The sequence below is a fragment of the Candidatus Kirkpatrickella diaphorinae genome (assembly GCF_025736875.1).
GTDB classification, from domain to species: domain Bacteria; phylum Pseudomonadota; class Alphaproteobacteria; order Acetobacterales; family Acetobacteraceae; genus Sorlinia; species Sorlinia diaphorinae.
This window is the reverse complement of the sequence record NZ_CP107052.1, coordinates 1,828,270-1,845,166: the sequence shown is the minus strand read 5'-3', so window position 1 is coordinate 1,845,166 and position 16,897 is coordinate 1,828,270. Positions and strand designations below refer to the sequence as shown.

The 16,897-nt window shown below is 57.1% G+C and carries 15 protein-coding genes and 1 tRNA gene; 5 read left to right on the top strand and 11 right to left on the bottom strand.

Annotation, left to right across the window (positions count from 1 at the left end; all coding sequences use genetic code 11):
* Positions 1-13 precede the first annotated feature (13 nt).
* Complete coding sequence (locus N5W20_RS08175; RefSeq protein ID WP_319806650.1) at positions 14-1,222, bottom strand: AI-2E family transporter; 1,209 nt, start codon at positions 1,220-1,222, stop codon at positions 14-16.
* Between the two features lie 175 nt (positions 1,223-1,397).
* Between N5W20_RS08175 and N5W20_RS08170 the strand changes: the two genes are divergently transcribed.
* Positions 1,398-2,846, top strand: coding sequence for an MATE family efflux transporter (locus N5W20_RS08170; RefSeq protein ID WP_319806649.1), 1,449 nt, complete (start codon positions 1,398-1,400; stop codon positions 2,844-2,846).
* Here N5W20_RS08170 and N5W20_RS08165 read toward each other — a convergent pair.
* Positions 2,816-4,744, bottom strand: a complete 1,929-nt coding sequence (locus tag N5W20_RS08165; protein ID WP_319806648.1) for an alpha/beta hydrolase family protein — start codon at positions 4,742-4,744, stop codon at positions 2,816-2,818. The two genes, N5W20_RS08170 and N5W20_RS08165, sit on opposite strands and share 31 nt — an antisense overlap.
* An 86-nt stretch (positions 4,745-4,830) precedes the next feature.
* On the opposite strand from N5W20_RS08165, the gene N5W20_RS08160 reads away from it, so the two are divergent.
* Both N5W20_RS08160 and N5W20_RS08155 read left to right on the top strand, forming a co-directional pair.
* Positions 4,831-5,529, top strand: a complete 699-nt coding sequence (locus N5W20_RS08160; protein ID WP_319806647.1) for a DedA family protein — start codon at positions 4,831-4,833, stop codon at positions 5,527-5,529.
* On the top strand, positions 5,484-6,428 hold the full coding sequence (locus N5W20_RS08155; protein WP_319806646.1) for an SDR family NAD(P)-dependent oxidoreductase: 945 nt from the start codon (positions 5,484-5,486) through the stop codon (positions 6,426-6,428). The genes N5W20_RS08160 and N5W20_RS08155 overlap by 46 nt, the downstream gene beginning before the upstream one ends.
* A gap of 25 nt (positions 6,429-6,453) precedes the next feature.
* Here the strand turns inward: N5W20_RS08155 and hemJ are convergent, their stop codons facing one another.
* From hemJ to hemE, 3 genes are read right to left on the bottom strand one after another with little or no spacing between them, the layout of a single operon-like run.
* On the bottom strand, positions 6,454-6,903 hold the full coding sequence (gene hemJ / locus N5W20_RS08150) for a protoporphyrinogen oxidase HemJ (RefSeq protein WP_319806645.1): 450 nt from the start codon (positions 6,901-6,903) through the stop codon (positions 6,454-6,456).
* Entirely contained in the window at positions 6,903-7,589 is a 687-nt protein-coding gene (locus tag N5W20_RS08145) for an HAD family hydrolase (protein ID WP_319806644.1), read from the bottom strand. The genes hemJ and N5W20_RS08145 overlap by 1 nt, the downstream gene beginning before the upstream one ends.
* Positions 7,586-8,674, bottom strand: a complete 1,089-nt coding sequence (hemE, locus tag N5W20_RS08140) for a uroporphyrinogen decarboxylase (protein ID WP_319806643.1) — start codon at positions 8,672-8,674, stop codon at positions 7,586-7,588. Before hemE ends, N5W20_RS08145 begins: the two co-directional genes overlap by 4 nt.
* 360 nt (positions 8,675-9,034) lie before the next feature.
* On the opposite strand from hemE, the gene N5W20_RS08135 reads away from it, so the two are divergent.
* Entirely contained in the window at positions 9,035-9,655 is a 621-nt protein-coding gene (locus N5W20_RS08135; protein WP_319806642.1) for a Maf family protein, read from the top strand.
* A gap of 81 nt (positions 9,656-9,736) precedes the next feature.
* Positions 9,737-9,812, top strand: a tRNA-Ala gene (locus tag N5W20_RS08130).
* Between the two features lie 55 nt (positions 9,813-9,867).
* On the opposite strand, the gene N5W20_RS08125 is transcribed toward N5W20_RS08130, so the two are convergent.
* From N5W20_RS08125 to metK, 6 genes are all read right to left on the bottom strand, one after another.
* Positions 9,868-11,328 (bottom strand): phosphohexomutase domain-containing protein, encoded by a 1,461-nt coding sequence (locus N5W20_RS08125; RefSeq protein WP_319806641.1) that lies wholly within the window; start codon positions 11,326-11,328, stop codon positions 9,868-9,870.
* Positions 11,329-11,581: 253 nt separating this feature from the next.
* Complete coding sequence (locus tag N5W20_RS08120) at positions 11,582-12,499, bottom strand: FAD-binding protein (RefSeq protein ID WP_319806640.1); 918 nt, start codon at positions 12,497-12,499, stop codon at positions 11,582-11,584.
* Between the two features lie 2 nt (positions 12,500-12,501).
* Positions 12,502-13,251 (bottom strand): electron transfer flavoprotein subunit beta/FixA family protein, encoded by a 750-nt coding sequence (locus tag N5W20_RS08115; protein ID WP_319806639.1) that lies wholly within the window; start codon positions 13,249-13,251, stop codon positions 12,502-12,504.
* 54 nt (positions 13,252-13,305) lie between these two features.
* Positions 13,306-14,955, bottom strand: a complete 1,650-nt coding sequence (locus tag N5W20_RS08110) for an electron transfer flavoprotein-ubiquinone oxidoreductase (protein WP_319806638.1) — start codon at positions 14,953-14,955, stop codon at positions 13,306-13,308.
* A 15-nt stretch (positions 14,956-14,970) separates the two neighbouring features.
* Positions 14,971-15,690, bottom strand: a complete 720-nt coding sequence (gene trmB, locus N5W20_RS08105) for a tRNA (guanine(46)-N(7))-methyltransferase TrmB (RefSeq protein WP_408869398.1) — start codon at positions 15,688-15,690, stop codon at positions 14,971-14,973.
* 6 nt (positions 15,691-15,696) lie between these two features.
* Positions 15,697-16,884, bottom strand: a complete 1,188-nt coding sequence (gene metK / locus N5W20_RS08100; RefSeq protein ID WP_319806637.1) for a methionine adenosyltransferase — start codon at positions 16,882-16,884, stop codon at positions 15,697-15,699.
* Between the last annotated feature and the right edge of the window lie 13 nt (positions 16,885-16,897).

Genomic DNA, 16,897 nt, shown 5'->3' with positions numbered 1-16,897 from the left:
TCTGGAGAGATCGCTATTTTCGATGCGCCTCATCCTCCAGCCCCCTGATCGAGACGGGGTCGGAACTGCCAATGAGGTGGCCTAACGGCGTCAGGCGATCAATATGATCACAGACGATCTTCAGCACGGCCAACATGGGCACGGAGAGGAAGGCCCCGCCAATGCCCCACATCCAGTCCCAGAAAACGAGGGAGGAAATAACGAGCACCGGGTTGAGTGTGAAGCGTTTGGCCAGCAGAAGTGGGGTGATCGTCTCCCCTTCAATGAGGTGGATCAGGAGGTAGATCAGTGGTGGCGCAAAAGCCCAGATGACCGCGTGGAAGCTTGAGAGCGCGACGAACAGATAGATGACGACACCGGTCAACGGCCCGATAATCGGGATGTAATTCAGCAGAAAAGCCAGCACACCCCAGAGGAGCGGATTGGGCATGTCCAGCAGCCAGCATTGCATGTAATTCAGCAATCCAACGAGACCGTTCATGACCGTGATTGTCGCGAGGTAAATCGAGACATTACGCTCTATTTTGGCCATCATCTGCTGAACACGCTTGCGCCCTGCATGATGGGGCATCACCTCGATAATGCGTCGCAGCAGAACATCCCCTGACGACAGGAAGAAAAACAGAAGAAGGATCGTGGTGAAAAATTCGACCAGAATGGTGCGCGTTCCATAAAGGACGGTGACCCCCCAACTCCCGAAAAAAGCAGGCGAGGTGACTTCATGATGGCCGGACGCGTTTCCCGATGGCGCAAATTGCTGGGACGTCATGAAAAATGAGATGATACGGTTATAAGCCCGCTGCAGAAAATCGATCGGCCCGTTCAGGAAAACCAGTTTCTCCTGAAGCAGGGCAATATTCTGGGAGGTATGTTCAAGCCAGGATGTCGCCGGGACGGAAACCGCCGTCGCGATTCCCCCCACCACCAGAAACATCACGAGTATCAGCGTGAGCGCCGCCAGAGGCTTCGGCAGGCGCAACGTCCGGTGCAGGAAGCGCATGGGCGTGATCATCAACAGGCTGATGATCAGCGCGAAGACGAAAGGCAGCACGATTGTCGCCGCGAAGTAAAGGATCGTCAGCATAATTGTGGCCGTGACAATCAGCGTGCAGACATCCCGGATATTGAGTCGACTCTCTGCCACAGCCCGCCTGATCATCATTTTTTTGCGACGATCAGCTTGGAGGGCCTCGCGGTCGGTCATCCGGGATTGCTGCGTCATGGTGCTCAAACCTTCTCTGCGTCATCCACTCTGTCGAATTGAGCGCGGTGTCATCTTCCGCACACGAGGCGTTGTCGGGAAGCGCCGCCGCATCACGTGATAAACGGCACAACCGTGTTTAGGCTGTTGCGTAAAATCTCGCATCCATAAACAATCTTTCGTCCCATGACGTAATGTGGCAGTTTTAACTTCCATGATTTTCTCCCCGAAAAAACGTTTTGGTCGCCAGGCTGACGCCGCCGATGTTTCATCTGAGCAGGCACCTGTCATTGACCCTCAGGAAACCAACCCGGCGCGTTTCACGCATGGGGACATTCGGCGCCATGTTTTTGTGATGGCCTCCACCGGTGCGATCGGGCTGATGGCCGTTTTCGCGGTTGATCTCCTCAATTTCTATTATATTTCCCATCTTCATGACCCGAATCTGACCGCCGCCATCGGCTTTGCCGGCAGCATCAGCTATATCCAGATTGCCTTGTCCATCGGCATGACAATCGGGCTGGGTGCGACAATTGGCCGCCTCCTCGGTGCGGGGCGCCTCGTCCGCGCGCGTTATTACGCGTCATGCTTCATCGCCTTCATGTTCTGTATCAGCGCGGCGCTCGGCGTTGTGACGTTGATCTTCGCGTATGATCTCCTCTCCGCACTCGGGGCACGGGGGGAGGTGTTGCGCCAGGCCACCACCTATCTGCAACTCACGTCATTCGGCCTTCCGCTCGTCTGTCTGGGAATGGCGCAATCCGCCCTGCTCCGCACGACGGGCGATGCGCGTCGCTCCATGCAGGTGTCGTTGATCGGAGCGGTTGTCTCCGCCCTGCTCGATCTTATCCTGATTTTCGGGTTCAATCTCGCCCTTGTCGGCGCCGCGATCAGCACCATCATTTCCCGCTTCGCGGTGGTTACCGCCGCTTATCTCAGCCTGCGTCGCCACCGCATCCTGACCTGGCCGAGGATGGAATTTTTCAGCGCTTCATTGAAGGAAGTCGGCGCCGTCGCCCTGCCCGCTGTCGCGACGAATATCGCAACGCCGTTCGGGGGGGTTTTTGTCACACATGCAATGGCGCGTTTCGGTGCGGAAGCCATATCCGGCCAGACCACTATTGACAGGATCATCCCGGTCGCCTTCGCGTTTGTCTTTGCTTTAACGGGCTCAGTCGGGCCGATCGTGTCGCAGAATTACGGCGCGCAATATTACCATCGTGTGCGGGAAACATTGGTGGCCTCCCTGAAAATGACACTGATCTGCGTCATCATCACCTGGATCACACTTTACGTGTTTCAATGCGAGATCGTGACAATTTTTGCGCCGAAAGGTGTCGCGCTCGATATCGTGCATCTGTTTTGCGACTATCTGGTCGCAAGCTATTTCTTCCTCGGGCTTCTCTTCGTCTCCAACACGATTTTCAATAATCTTTCGCGCCCGCTTTTCTCAACCGGGTTTAATTGGGGGCGCGCCACGCTTGGCACCATCCCGCTTGTCTGGATCGGCGCACATTGGGGGCCTTTCGGCATTCTTTACGGGCAGGCGGTGGGGATGATCATCTTCGGCAGCGTTGCCGTCCTGACCGCGTTCTGGGTCGTCAACCACCTCGATCAGGCCACGCCGCAGAAGACACTCAAATAGAAATCATATTCCCGCTGGAATGAATCCCGCAAAGTTTCGGCATTGCGAAAACCATGGCCTTCGCCCGGATAGATTTTAATCTCGGTGGTCACGCCATGATTTTTCAGACGCTGATACATCTCCTCCGCCTGCGTCAGGGGCACAACCTGGTCTGCATCTCCATGCAGGAACAGGACGGGCACTTTGATCTGCGCCGCATGATGAACGGGTGAGCGGTCGGTATAGAGATGACGCGCCGCGGGGAGCGGCCCGATGAGGCGGTCAAGATAACGCGACTCAAACTTATGTGTCTCGGCAACCAGCGTCATAAGGTCCGCAACGCCATAAAGCGATGTCCCAGCACAGAATATATCTGAAAGCGCCAGACAGCGCAGCACGGTCAGCCCGCCGGAACTGCCCCCGCGGATGACGCAACGCTTCGAGTCCGCCAGGCCCTGATCACAGATAAATTGCGCGGCATCAATGCAATCGAGCACGTCACGCGCACCCCATTCACCATCCAAAGCCTGTCGATAAGCGCGCCCCCACCCTGTTGACCCGCGATAATTCACATCCAGCAGGGCGAAACCCCGCGTCGTCCACCATTGCACCTTGAAAGAAAAAGCCGGATTGGCCGCCGCTGTCGGCCCCCCATGCGCCGTGACGATAAGCGGCGGACGCCCCGTTGTATCCGCGAGGGCAGCGCCACCGACAGGCGCATAGAAAAAACCATGTGCCGTGGCTCCATCCCGTGTGGGAAAATCAAGGACACGCGGATGAGCGCAATGTTCCGGGCCGATCCCATCAGGAAATGTAAAAGCCGATTGCAGAACCCGACTTTGCGCGAGGTTGCGCCCGATACGGATCGCGGGTGGGGCATCACTGGGCGTGTGGAGCCAGGCAAACGCGTCGCCAATCGGCAGGGGCACGGCGGCAGCGAGCCCGAAATGCGTATCCTGCCAGGCGTTTCCATCAAAATGAGCGACGTGCGGCATCCCATTTTTAACGCCATGCGCCAGAAGCCCGCCATCACGCAGGCAGATCAGGGATTGATGACCAAAAACCCAGGGTGGCGCGCCGATTTCAAAACCCGAGTCCGGCAGAAACGCGCCCGCCCAGTTTTCTTTCTCCTCAAATTTTATCGGTTGCCAGGTGCCCTTCGCGTCGGACAGGGCGAAGAGCGTCGACTGGTCCTGCCAGACCGGCTCCATGATGCTGCAAGCTGCATCCTCTCCCACCAGCATAGCAATGTCCCGGATGACAGGGTGTCCCGACGCCCAATCCAGTCGTGCCAGTTTCAGTTGAGTCTCGTTCCAAGGCATATTGGGATGATCCCAACTGATGAAAGCGAGAGATTGCCCATCCGGCGACAGGCGCGGTGACGCGTAGAAATCCTGCCCTCTGATCAGGACCGTCTCAATCCCTTCCGCAACCCAGACAATGCTCGTCTCCGTCTGCTCAGCGGCGCGATGATCCTCCCTGATGCAGAAAACACCCTCTGACATCGTGGGGCGGGATACCGCCTGTATCGCTGATAGAGGGGAGAAATCGGCGTAGCGACAATCATCCGAGCCGCCCAACACCTTCTGCACACCGCCTGATAAGCAATAAATGCGACCATCCACGGCATTGGTGAAGATGACACACCCCCCCGCACCGACCGCATAGGCCCCGCCACCATATTCATTGACGGAAGATCTGACGTTGACGTCGGGCGTTGTCACGTCACGGGGCGGAGACGCGTTTTTCTGCGCGACGAGAATTGTCTTCCCCCCTTTTGCGGCGCGCGTCTCAAGCCAATAGACCGTGTCGGCTAAGGTGCGTATCTCGGCAAGCTGGGTTGTCCGCCCGGCGACAAAATCTGCGGTGACCCAGGGAGAATGTCCCGTCGCGGGCGAGGGTGTTTGTCTTTTTGTCATGACAGGATGCGGTCCGGCTCCAGAAAGGCTTTGACATGATGGGTGATGATGCCGATTTTTGTTTCCTTTGATCAAGCCGCCGGAGGGTGACGAACCTGTTAGACTTTCTTGAACATCTCATCCGGGAGTATGGTTACGGCATAATCGGTTGCGTCGTCATGCTGGAAAGTATGGGCCTGCCCCTTCCGGCCGAAAGCCTGATTATTGCCTCCTCCCTTTATGCTGCATCCACCCATCATCTTGGCATCCATTGGATTGCCCTGGCGGCAATTATCGGCGCGATCATGGGCGATAATTTCGGGTATCTCATCGGACGTGCGGTCGGTTTTCCGTTACTCATCAAACATGGAAGTAAAATCGGGCTGACGCCGAAACGCCTGTTACTCGGACGATACTTGTTTCAGCGCCATGGTGGAATCGTTGTTTTCTTCGGTCGATTTGTCGTTATACTGAGATTATTCTCCGCCTTACTCGCCGGTGCCAATCATATGAACTGGCGGCTCTTTCTGGTTTATAACGCGTTGGGCGGAGTTGCGTGGGCGGGAGGCTATGCAGCGGCGACTTATTTCCTCGGTAAAGGCATTCTCAATCTCTCAGGGCCTCTCGCCCTCTCCATTGGCGGTGTCTTTCTTATCGTGGCGCTCATTATCTTCTTCCTGCTCAAACGAAATGAAAAGAGGTTTATGCAAGCTGCGATGGAAGCAGCGCATCATGACCCTTATTTACCGAAGGACGGAGAATGGGCAGAACTCAGAAAACTGGCAGCAGAAAAACAGCCATCGTAACGGGCAGCACCAACGGCCTGGGGCTTGAGGCTTCGCGTCAGCTGGCCGCGCGCGGTGTCCGCGTCATGATGACAGGACGCAACCCTGAGAGAGGGCAAAGCCGCGTCGATGATCTCAAAAAGCAGATGCCTGAAGCTGACGTGACCTATTGCCAGCTTGATTTGTCCTCACTTGATGAAATCAGCTCCTTTGCGCAGCGCCTCGATGTTGAAGGGCTTGATATCCTCATCAACAATGCCGGCGTCATGGGACCGCAGGAACGCGTCCTGACCTCATACGGGCAGGAATTACAGTTCGGCACGAACCATCTTGCGCATTTTCTGCTGACATCGTGCCTGCTTCCCGCGTTGATCCGTGGCAAGGGGCGGGTCATCACCGTGGCCTCACGCGCCGCTTTAAAAGGGCGAATCCATTTTGAGGATCTGAAAGCCGCGCGACATTATGATTCCATGACGTTTTATCGTCAGAGCAAACTGGCCAATCTGATGTTCGCCCTCACACTGGACAAGTTGCTGCGCCAGCATGAAATACCCGTGCAATCATGCGCTGCGCATCCTGGATGGACACGCACGAATATGATTGCCAGCATCCCGCATCAGGAGACGGTTCCAACCTTCAAACAGCGCGTTTATCAGCGCGTGGTTGAGCCAGTTGGCGCTGCGATATTCAACCATTTTGCGCAGGATGTCGCCGATGGCGTGCAGCCGCTTCTGGCACCGGTCTGGCTTGGCGGAGATGTCGGCGGCGCCTATTTCGGCCCGCAGAAATTCGGGGAAAGGAGCGGACCTGTCGGCCCGGCCCACATCCCCGCATCGGCCCGCAAGGAAGTGGATCAGAAGCGCCTGTGGCAATGCTCCGTCGAGATCACCGGTGCGCAATATCCCTTCACTTATTGCTGAGGGAAAGCACGAGCGATTCTGACCTTCAGCCCCAGGGCCGTACGACGATCGCAATGACGATGATGATCATGAGAAGCGTCGGCACCTCATTGACCATGCGGAAGAACTTTTCGGAATGAAGGCGCTGCTCATGCCGCAATTGGCGGCGCCATCGTGCGCAGAAGCCATGAAACCCGAAGAGACCGACCACCGCAATGAGTTTCGCCCACCACCAGCCCGCATGCCAGTCAATCACGCCGGGTATCAGAGCGAGAATGATGCCGAGCACGGTCGTCAAGGTCATGGCCGGCGCAATGATGGCAAGGGAAAGACGACGCTCCATCAAAATAAATCGCGCACTTTCCACACTGCCGACCGATGTCTGCGTATGGTAGACATAGAGACGTGGCAGATAGAGCATCCCCGCCATCCAGGCGATAACGGCAATCATGTGAAAGGCTTTCAGCCACAGCAGATAAGGGATGAAAATATCCATCACGTCTTTCCTTTCACATTTTTCAAAGCCTGTCCCAGTTCAGAAAGCGACCGGATGACGGTGAGATTGAGCGGCGCATCCACCGGGCGCTGACCATCTTCCCGAAGGAAAAAACAGGCCATGCCCGCTTGCTCGGCCGCTTTCGCGCCCGGGAGACTATCCTCCACCACGAGACATTCCTGCACGGATCGATGTTCGGCTGCAGCCGCGGCCAGATAGACATCCGGCGCCGGTTTGGCGCGAGGGACATCAAAGGCTGAGTGGATACGGTCATCGGGGAAGAAATGCTTCAAACCCGCACGCGCAAACTTGGCGTCCATCTCCTCCCGGGATGAGTTTGAGGCCACGCGAAATGCGTAGCCAAGCGCCTTCACATCATTCAGGAGCGCCGCCACGCCGTTGACGGGCCGCGCTTCGGCTTTCATCATCGCGACCATACGCGCCTGCATCTGCGCCACGAGATCATCCGGTAGGGATTTCTGCAGATCCGCCTCGAGCGCTTTTTTGACGACAGAGAACTGCGTGCCGGAAAAGCGCGCCAAAGCCTGCTTCGGTGTCATTTTTACGCCGCATGACGTCGCGACTTCCGCAATCAGGCGGGAAGACGCATCTTCACTATCAATCAGGACACCATCACAATCGAATATGATGAGCTTGAGCGTGGGAGGGATGGAATTTTCCGTCATAAAATCTCAGGTCTTTTCTGCGTGCGTATGGCCTCGACCAGCATGGCGACATGCTCTGGCGGGGTTTCCGGCATGACACCATGGCCGAGATTGAAGATATGGGGTCGATGCGACATGGACCGGCAGATATTCTGCGCCTCCTGGGTCAATGCATCTCCCCCCGCTTTCAGGATCAGCGGGTCAAGATTGCCCTGTAAAGCCATTGAATGCGGCAGGCTCTCCGCCACAATGTCAAGGCTTGCCCCTGTGTCACAAGCGAGGGCGTCGATCCCGGTCTCCTGCGCGTAAATCGGCGCCATCACGCCGGCGAGCCGGGGGAAACCGATGATTTTGACGTGGGGATGTTGCGCGCGAATCGCCGTGACGATCTGACGCGTCGGCGCGATGACGTAACGCCGGAAGAGGCGTGGCGGTAAAAGCCCCGCCCAGCTATCGAACAGCATGACCGCCTCCGCCCCGGCATCAATCTGCGCGATCAACATCTCAGAAGTGGCGTCAGTCAGAAGCGCCATGAGCCTGTCGTAAAATGCGGGCGCTTTCAACATCGCCTCCCGCGTGATGCTGTAATCGCGGGAGCTTCGGCCCTCAATCATGTAGCAGCTGACGGTGAAGGGACTTCCGGCAAATCCCAGTAAACTTGTCGCGGGCGGCAAAGCGCGGCGCAAATGGCGCAATGTCTCCAGAATGGGGGTGATGAAAGAAGCGACCGCCTCCGGTTGCAGCGCGTCAAGCGCCGCGTCATCGCGGATCGGGGTCAGGACGGGCCCCAGATTTTCAACGAAATCCAATGCCTGCCCCATGGCATGCGGGAGGATTAGAATGTCAGAGAATAAGATGGCCCCATCCATGCCAAAACGCTGGATGGGTTGTAATGTCAGTTCTGTCGCGATATCCGGCGTCAGGCACCGCGTCAGAAACGGCGATTTTTCCCGATAGGCGCGGAATTCGGGCAGATAACGACCCGCCTGGCGCATCAACCATAAGGGGGGCGGCCAGACAGGATGCCCACCCAAAGCGCGTAAAAGCGGTTTCTCGGTCGAGACAGAATGGGGGTTCGCTTCAATTGGCGGGGAATTGCACGTCATACGAGCCAATAAACATAAAAGAAGAAAGAAAAGAAAGTGATTGTCTTTGTAGAGCCCTGTGGAAGACGGGGTACCCGCCTTTCAAAAAATGTACCACATGTTTCCCACACTGTGTACAACTCTGGACGTGGCTGTCAGCAAGGGCTGCGTGAATCTATCCAGTTTTACCCACAAAAGGGCTGTGTACAATTCACCGGTAACCCGCCGGAAAGGCCCTATCCACGGTACTCCACCATGGCATCCGCATGAGCCGGTTTTTTCCCCATGTACCCCAGTACTCACGATCCGGATTCACAGGGTGAGGCGGCTTGTGCGAGATTGTGATCATCGAGTCCCGACTCCGTACGACGAGGTTTTCTCATGACGAGGTTACAGCGCGACACGCCGCTCATTCTTGCCAGCGGTTCCCGGACAAGGTTGGATCTCCTGCAACATGCAGGCCTCCATGTGCGGGCATGTCCTGTTCACGTGGATGAAGCCACCATAAGAGATGAGGCGCGGGCGCGTGGCGTTGAAAGCGGTGAGATCGCGGTCGCGCTCGCCCACGCTAAGGCGCGTTATTACAGCTTGAGGCCGGATGCTGAGGAGGGCGCGTTGGTCATCGCCGCGGATCAGATCCTGACCTGTGAAGACCGGCAGATCGATAAAGCGCCTGACATGACCGCATTGCGTGACATCCTGATTTTTCTGCGGGGGCGAACGCATATTTTGCATACGGCCTGCGTCATCTACCAGCATGGCGCTCCCATATGGACGCATCTCGCGCGCCCCCGCCTCCAGATGCGCCATTTCAGTGAGGCTTTCCTTGATGATTATCTACATCAGGCTGGGGAGGCAGTCCTCAGTTCGGTCGGGGGTTATCAAATCGAAGGCCGGGGCGTGCAGCTTTTTGAGAAAATCGAGGGTGCTTATGACGAGATACGCGGCCTTCCCTTGCTTCCCCTTTTAGCCGCATTGCGACTTCTGGGCGCGATGGCGTGATGTGTTTCAGCAAGTTAGGACTTGCCAGCCTCCTAACAGCCCGTTATACGAAGCTCCACGGTGAGATATCCGCTAAAAAGCGGGGCCATAGCTCAGTTGGTAGAGCGCCTGAATGGCATTCAGGAGGTCGTCGGTTCGATCCCGATTGGCTCCACCATTTCTCGAAATTCTGAATTTTAGCGCGGCGCTGCACGTGCCGTTAGGGCAATGTTCTACCGCGTCAGAATATAGGACTCTGCCGCCTCAAGGAGGCGATCTGCTTCCGCCTGGGTGCTCGCCTCAACATAAACTCGCAATTCCGGCGCGTTTCCAGATGGGCGGATATGCAGGATTACCCCTGAGGTGAAAAACATCCTTGTGCCATCCAACTCATCAATATGGTCCAGATGGCCATTGATCCCCAATGTCGCCTTGTATGCCTCTGTCCCCGCGCAGGCTGTCACATGCGCGACCAGCGCCAGCCCACGATCCAGTGGCATGTTTTTGAGGCAGGCTGACGCGGTCACACGTTTGGGAAGGGCGTTGACCAGGCGGGTTAAGTCATTCCCGTAAGTTCGGGCTGAAATGAGCGTAGCGAGAAGGGGCAAGGCAAAATCCCGCGTCGGCAACGCCTCCAAGACATGTTGGCCGGAGGTGAGGCGTTGTCCCAAAATCAACCCACCATTCGCTTCATAACCAATAATGGCTCTCTCCGGCATCTGCGCATGGTCGGGCATGGCGGCGAGCACGTAAGGTGAACCAATTTTTGTGCGTGCAATGCGGGGTACGGCCTGACTTAACTCCAACATTGTATTACTTGTCACCGGCGTGGCGACAAACGCCGCCTTTAATAGACGTGCGGTAACCAGTCCCATAATGTCGCCGCGGATCATGTTTCCGTGTTGGTCTGTCAGAAGCGGTCGGTCTGCGTCGCCATCTGAGGAGATAATGGCCATGACATTGTGACGCGCCGCCCAATCCTGTAGCAACGCAGTATCTTCCGGCGCGAGCGCTTCCGTGTCGATGGGATGAAACGTCGTTTCACGCCCGAAAGGCACGGCGCGTCCGCCAAGTGCATTGATGAGATCAACCATCAGGTCACGCGCGACTGAACTATGCTGATAGACTCCGATCACCATATCCTGCAGGGCGTTTTCACCGAAGAAATCACGATATCTTGCGAGGAAGGGCGTGACCGCGTCGATGGGCGCAGGCAGCTCCGGCGCGGTGATTAGATCGCCTGAACTATTGAACAGTTCTGCCGGAAGGGTGACATGCTGTCGGCGCATGCCTGCTTCATCTTCCTTCGAAAATTCCTGACTTTCACGATTGAATTTGATCCCGTTCCGGTCCGCCGGAATATGGCTGCCCGTCACCATGAGGGACGGGATCTTTTTCCTGAAAGCGGTGAGACTGAGGCAGGGTGTCGGGACGAACCCGCAAAACAGAACTTGCCCCCCGGATTTTCGCACGGCCGCCATGCAGGCACGTAAAATCCGGGGTGCACTGGGGCGTAGATCCCCTGCCAAAGCGACTTCCATCCCGGGCAAAAAGGCGCCGACCTCGCGCATCCACTGCAAATAGCCGGTCACATAGGCAAAGCAGAGCCGATCCGTCATGGCACTGACGAGACCACGTGCACCGCTTGTGCCGAAGGCCACGCCGCTTTCCTCCATCCTGGATGAGATCAGCATATTGGTCTTACGCTCCGCTTCAGTTGTGTCCGGAGGATACAGCATCGGGAGGCCGGACAATAGCGGTCAGAAATCCGCGTTTCGTTTGCGATGTGTGGCGGATCTGTTTCCGGAATGACGGCGGGCCGCAAACTGCTCAGAAGCGTATTGCCGCGTCGGCGGACGGTACTGAAGGATCAGGGCTTTCATGATCATCTCACGCAGATACGCGATGTTCATGTAAAGCCCTTCTCCCGATTGCGAAGCAGTACGCCTAGGCGTTGAGAGATTTTTCGAGTTGCGGCAGCACCTCGAAGAGATCGCCGACAAGCCCGTAATCCGCCACTTTGAATATGGGCGCCTCAGGGTCCATATTGATCGCGACGATAACGCGACTATCTTTCATGCCCGCAAGATGCTGGATGGCGCCAGATAAACCGACAGCAATATAAAGCTCCGGCGCGACGATTTTACCCGTCTGGCCGACCTGCATCTCATTCGGGGCGAACCCGGCATCAACGGCAGCGCGTGATGCGCCGATCGCTGCATTAAGCTGCGTTGCGATGCCGTCCAGCAGCTTGAAATTTTCCGCATCTTTGAGGCCTCGACCGCCGGAGATCACGACGCGCGCTGATTCCAGCTCCGGACGGTCAGATTGCGTCAGTTCAACACCCAGAAGTTCGGCTTTGCTAGTACCAGCCTCCGACGTCAGTATTTCGACGTCGGCCGAGCCCGAATCAAGATCCGGCGTAGGATCAAAATTTGCGGCGCGCACCGTCAGGATCTTCAGATTATCGCGAGAGCGGACCGTGGCAAGCGCATTGCCCGCATAAATCGGACGCACAAAATTTGACGCATCCAATATTTCGATCACTTCCGTGATGGGCTGCACGTCACATAACCCCGCCAGGCGTGGCAGGAGGTTTTTCGATAGGGCCGTCGCTGCGCCGATGATATGGGTGTAATCGCCAGCCCTCTTCGCGATGAACGCCGCCGTATCCTCTGCGATCAAAGCGATAGAGGGCACGTGCAGGATTTTCGCGACACCCTCAAGCTGGCGGAGGGGCGTCACATCGCCATCGCCGAAAAGAATGGCGTGGACGTCACCTATTTGACGCGCCGCTGTGATGGCGGAGCGACTGGCGGGTTTGACCTTACCGGCCTCGATTTCGATGATAACAAGCGCTGTCATACTCAGACGACCTTTGCTTCGGTACGGAGTTTTTCGACCAGTTCCTCAACCGAGGACACGATGATGCCGGCCTGGCGCTCCGTCGGTTCGACGACTTTGACGATATCGAGACGCGGGGCGAAATCGACGCCCAGAGACGCGGCTTCAATGGTTTCAAGCGGCTTCCTCTTGGCCTTCATGATATTCGGCATGGTGGCATATCGCGGTTCATTCAGGCGGAGATCCGCCGTGACGACAGCGGGGAGGGAAAGACGGAGCCGCTCCGTGCCGGAATCAATCTCCCGAGACACCTCGATTTTGCCATCGGCCAGCGCGACCTGGCTTGCAAAAGTCGCCTGCGGCCAATCCAGTTGCGCGGCCAGGATCTGGCCTGTGGCATTCATATCATCATCAATGGCCTGCTTGCCCATAATGACGAGGTTGGCGGCTTCCTTGAGGATAATCGCTTTCAAAAGCTTGGCGACGCCCAACGGCTCAACCGCGTCCTGCGTCTGGACAAGAACAGCCCGGTCCGCACCCATTGCCATGGCGTTGCGCAAGATGGGCTGGCTCTCTGCCGGGCCGATGGATACCACCACCACCTCGGATGCCTGACCTTTTTCCTTTAACCGGACGGCTTCTTCAACCGCAATTTCGTCAAACGGATTGATCGACATTTTGACGCCTTGCGTCTCAACGCCCGTTTGATCGGCCTTGACCCGCGGCTTGACGTTGTAATCGATCACGCGTTTGACCGGGACTATAATCTTCATCACGCTCTCACTCGTATAAATAACGGCGCAGGACAGACAACAACGTAATTGTGGTCACATCCCGGCAGGGTAATTGGGGCCGCCGCCACCTTCGGGCGGGCACCAATCAATGTTTTGTTCAGGGTCTTTAATATCACAGCTTTTACAATGAACACAGTTCTGCGCATTAATTTGAAGAGCGCGTCCCTCCGGGACTTCAATCGTTTCATAAACGCCGGCAGGGCAATAACGGGTCTCGGGACAATCATAAAAGTCGCGATTGACCGCCTTCCACAGCGACGCGTCGCGCAATTTAAGGTGAACGGGCTGGTCCTCCTCATGATTTGTGCCGGAGAGATAGACGGAGGATGTCAGGTCAAAAGTAAGTGAGCCATCCGGCTTGGGGTAGGTAATCGCCTTACTGGTGGCCGCTGGCTGAAGTGAAATATTGTCGGGATGGCGATGATGCAGCGTCCAGGGCGCGCGTCCCCGGAATAAGAGCGTATCAAGCCCGGCATAAATGGCGCCCAGCCGCGTACCCCACCGCGCGAAAGCGGGCCTGAAATTCCGCGCCTTATAAAGCTCATCGGCGAGCCAGCTTTTTTCGAGCCGTGCATTGAGGTCTGACGTGGCGGCGCGCCCTTCCGGCGCGTCAAGCACTGAGGCGGCTTCTTCCGCGGCCAACATGCCGGATTTCATGGCCGTGTGCGTACCCTTGATTTTAGGGACGTTGAGGAAACCAGCCGTGTCCCCGGTCAGCATCCCGCCGGGGAAGGAAAGGCGTGGGATGGATTGAAATCCGCCTTCTGACAAAGCCCGCGCACCGTAGATCAATCGCCGGCCATTTTTGAAATGTTCGGCAAAAGCGGGATGGGTTTTGACGCGCTGCATCTCATGAAATGGGGAGAGATAGGGGTTTTGGTAATCGAGTCCGACAACAAAGCCGAACGAGACCAGATTTTCGCCGAAGTGATAGAGGAAGGCGCCGCCATAGGTCTGATCATCAAGGGGCCAGCCGAAACTATGCTGCACAAAGCCGGGACGATGCTGCTCAGGCGGAACTTCCCACACTTCCTTGACGCCAAGACCGTATGTCTGCGGGTCGACATTTTCTCGAAGATGATATCGCGCCATGATGGCTTTAGTGATGGAACCGCGTGCGCCTTCAGCGAGGATCGTCTGACGCGCGCGCAGGATCATACCCGGCGCATATTGCGGCCCGGGCTCACCGTCGCGACCAACACCCATATCCCCGACAATGACGCCGCATAAACGGTCATCTTCAATAAGCGGGGTGGCGGCGGCAAAGCCGGGATAGATTTCAACGCCCAGCGCTTCCGCCTGTTCAGCCAGAAAGCGGCAGAAACTGCCGAGACTGACGACGTAATTGCCATGATTTGACAAAGCGGGCATGAGTCGCTCGAAATATGGCAGAGCGAAGGCGCGTTCCTCCGTCAGGAAGAGAAATTTTTCAGAACTTACCTGCGTCTGGAGCGGGGCGTCGAGATCGCGCCAGTCAGGGAGGAGTTCATCCAGGCCACGTGTCTCGATCACCGCGCCGGAGACGATATGCGCCCCGACTTCACTCCCTTTCTCAAGCACGCAGACGGAAGCTTCAGGTTTGAGCTGCTTCAGGCGGATCGCGGCGGATAAACCGGCAGGGCCGGCGCCGACGATCAGTACGTCGAATGACATTTCCTCCCGCTCAATTTCAGATGTCATCATCGGTTGCGCAACCTTTCACGTTGTCTCACAACGTTGATAAGTCCAGTAAAACGGAACACGCCCCTCCCGCAACGCCTTGCTTTCATATCGTGTTGCGGACCACCCATCCGGGCGTTCACCCTCGGCGAAGGCGATGCGTTTGAAGGCTGTTTGTGACGCCATCACGTCCTGCACCCATTCCTGATAGACAGGATGGTCGCTTGCGATGCGCCACTCCGCGCCCGGACGCATGGTGCGGGCCAGAAGCGCGATATTATCCGGATGGATGAAGCGTCTCTTCGCGTGACGCGCCTTCGGCCACGGGTCAGGAAACATCAGATAAACGCGGTCAAGACAGGCGTCAGGCAGGGCGCGCAAAAGCAGGCGCGCGTCCTCCGGCCACAGGCGCAGGCGATCAGGTGGGGGCGCTCCTGCCTCCTGCCCCTCCGGCACGAGGCGGGAGAGGAGAGAACACAGGCCGTTTTCAAAAACTTCGGATGCAATATAGAGGCAATCCGGATGGGCTTCAGATTGCGCCAAAGCGTGCTCACCGCCGCCAAACCCGATTTCGAGAAAAATACGTGTCGTCGGGGCGGCGTTGAAGGCGCGATGAGGCGTCGTTGCTTGATCTGCCGTCAGGCGGAAACGCGGCAGCGCCTCATGAAGAAGGCGCTGCTGACGGGGCCGCAGGGAGTAGATTCGCGGCCGACCATAAAGCTTGTCAGGTTGTGGTTTGCAAAGAGATTTGATCAGCACAGGGCCTCAACGATTGAAAGCCCGCCGCAGGTCATCGACCAGATCCGTCTGCTCCCACGTGAAATTATCCAGTGCCAGGTCAGGGATACGGCCAAAATGACCATATGCCGAGGTTGGCGCGTAAATGGGCCGGTTGAGGCGCAGATGCTCCCGGATGCCGCGAGGTGACAGATTGACCATCTGATACAGCACGTCCCCGAGGCGCGCCTCATCGACATCCTTGCCCGTTCCGTCCAGATCAACATAGACAGAAAGAGGCTTGGACACGCCGATCGCGTAGCTGAGCTGAATTGTGCAGCGATCGGCCAGATCAGCCGCGACAACATTTTTCGCCAGATAGCGCGCCGCATAGGCGGCGGAGCGATCTACTTTGGTGGGATCTTTTCCGGAGAAGGCACCGCCGCCATGGGGGGCCGCGCCGCCATAAGTATCAACGATGATTTTACGTCCGGTCAGCCCGGCATCACCATCCGGCCCACCAATAACGAAATTGCCGGTCGGATTGACGTAAAATTCCTCTTCCTTGCACATCCAGCCTTCGGGGAGAACTTCCCGGACGACGGTGCGCAGCATTTCGCGGATGGTATTCTGCCGCATGCCTTCAACATGCTGTGTCGAGATAACGACGGATGTCGCGGCGACCGGCTTCCCCTCGACATAGCGAAGGGTCACCTGGCTTTTCGCATCCGGCAGCAGCCCATCCCCCCGCGCATCGCCGCTTTTACGGTAATCGCGGATTTTTTCGAGGATGGATTGCGCATAGAAAAGCGGCGCAGGCATGAGGCGTTCCGTCTCACGTGTGGCGAAACCGAACATGATGCCCTGGTCACCGGCGCCCTCATCCTTATTGCCTTCACTATCCACACCTTTGGCAATATCGACGGATTGCGCATGGAGAAATGATGTGATGTCGGCCGTCTTCCAGGAGAAACCCTCCTGATCATAACCGATGTCGCGTATGGCGTCGCGCGCGCGCTCAACCAGCATGTCGGATGTGACGGATGCCGGGCCGCGGACTTCGCCCGCCAGGACGACGCGATTGGTCGTGCACATGGTTTCACACGCAACGCGCGCTTCAGGGTCAGCGCTGAGAAAAGTGTCCAGAACAGTATCGCTGATCCTGTCCGCGACCTTGTCCGGATGGCCCTCAGAAACGGATTCTGATGTGAAAAGGAAATCGCCGTAATTACGCACTCAGGGACCTCGC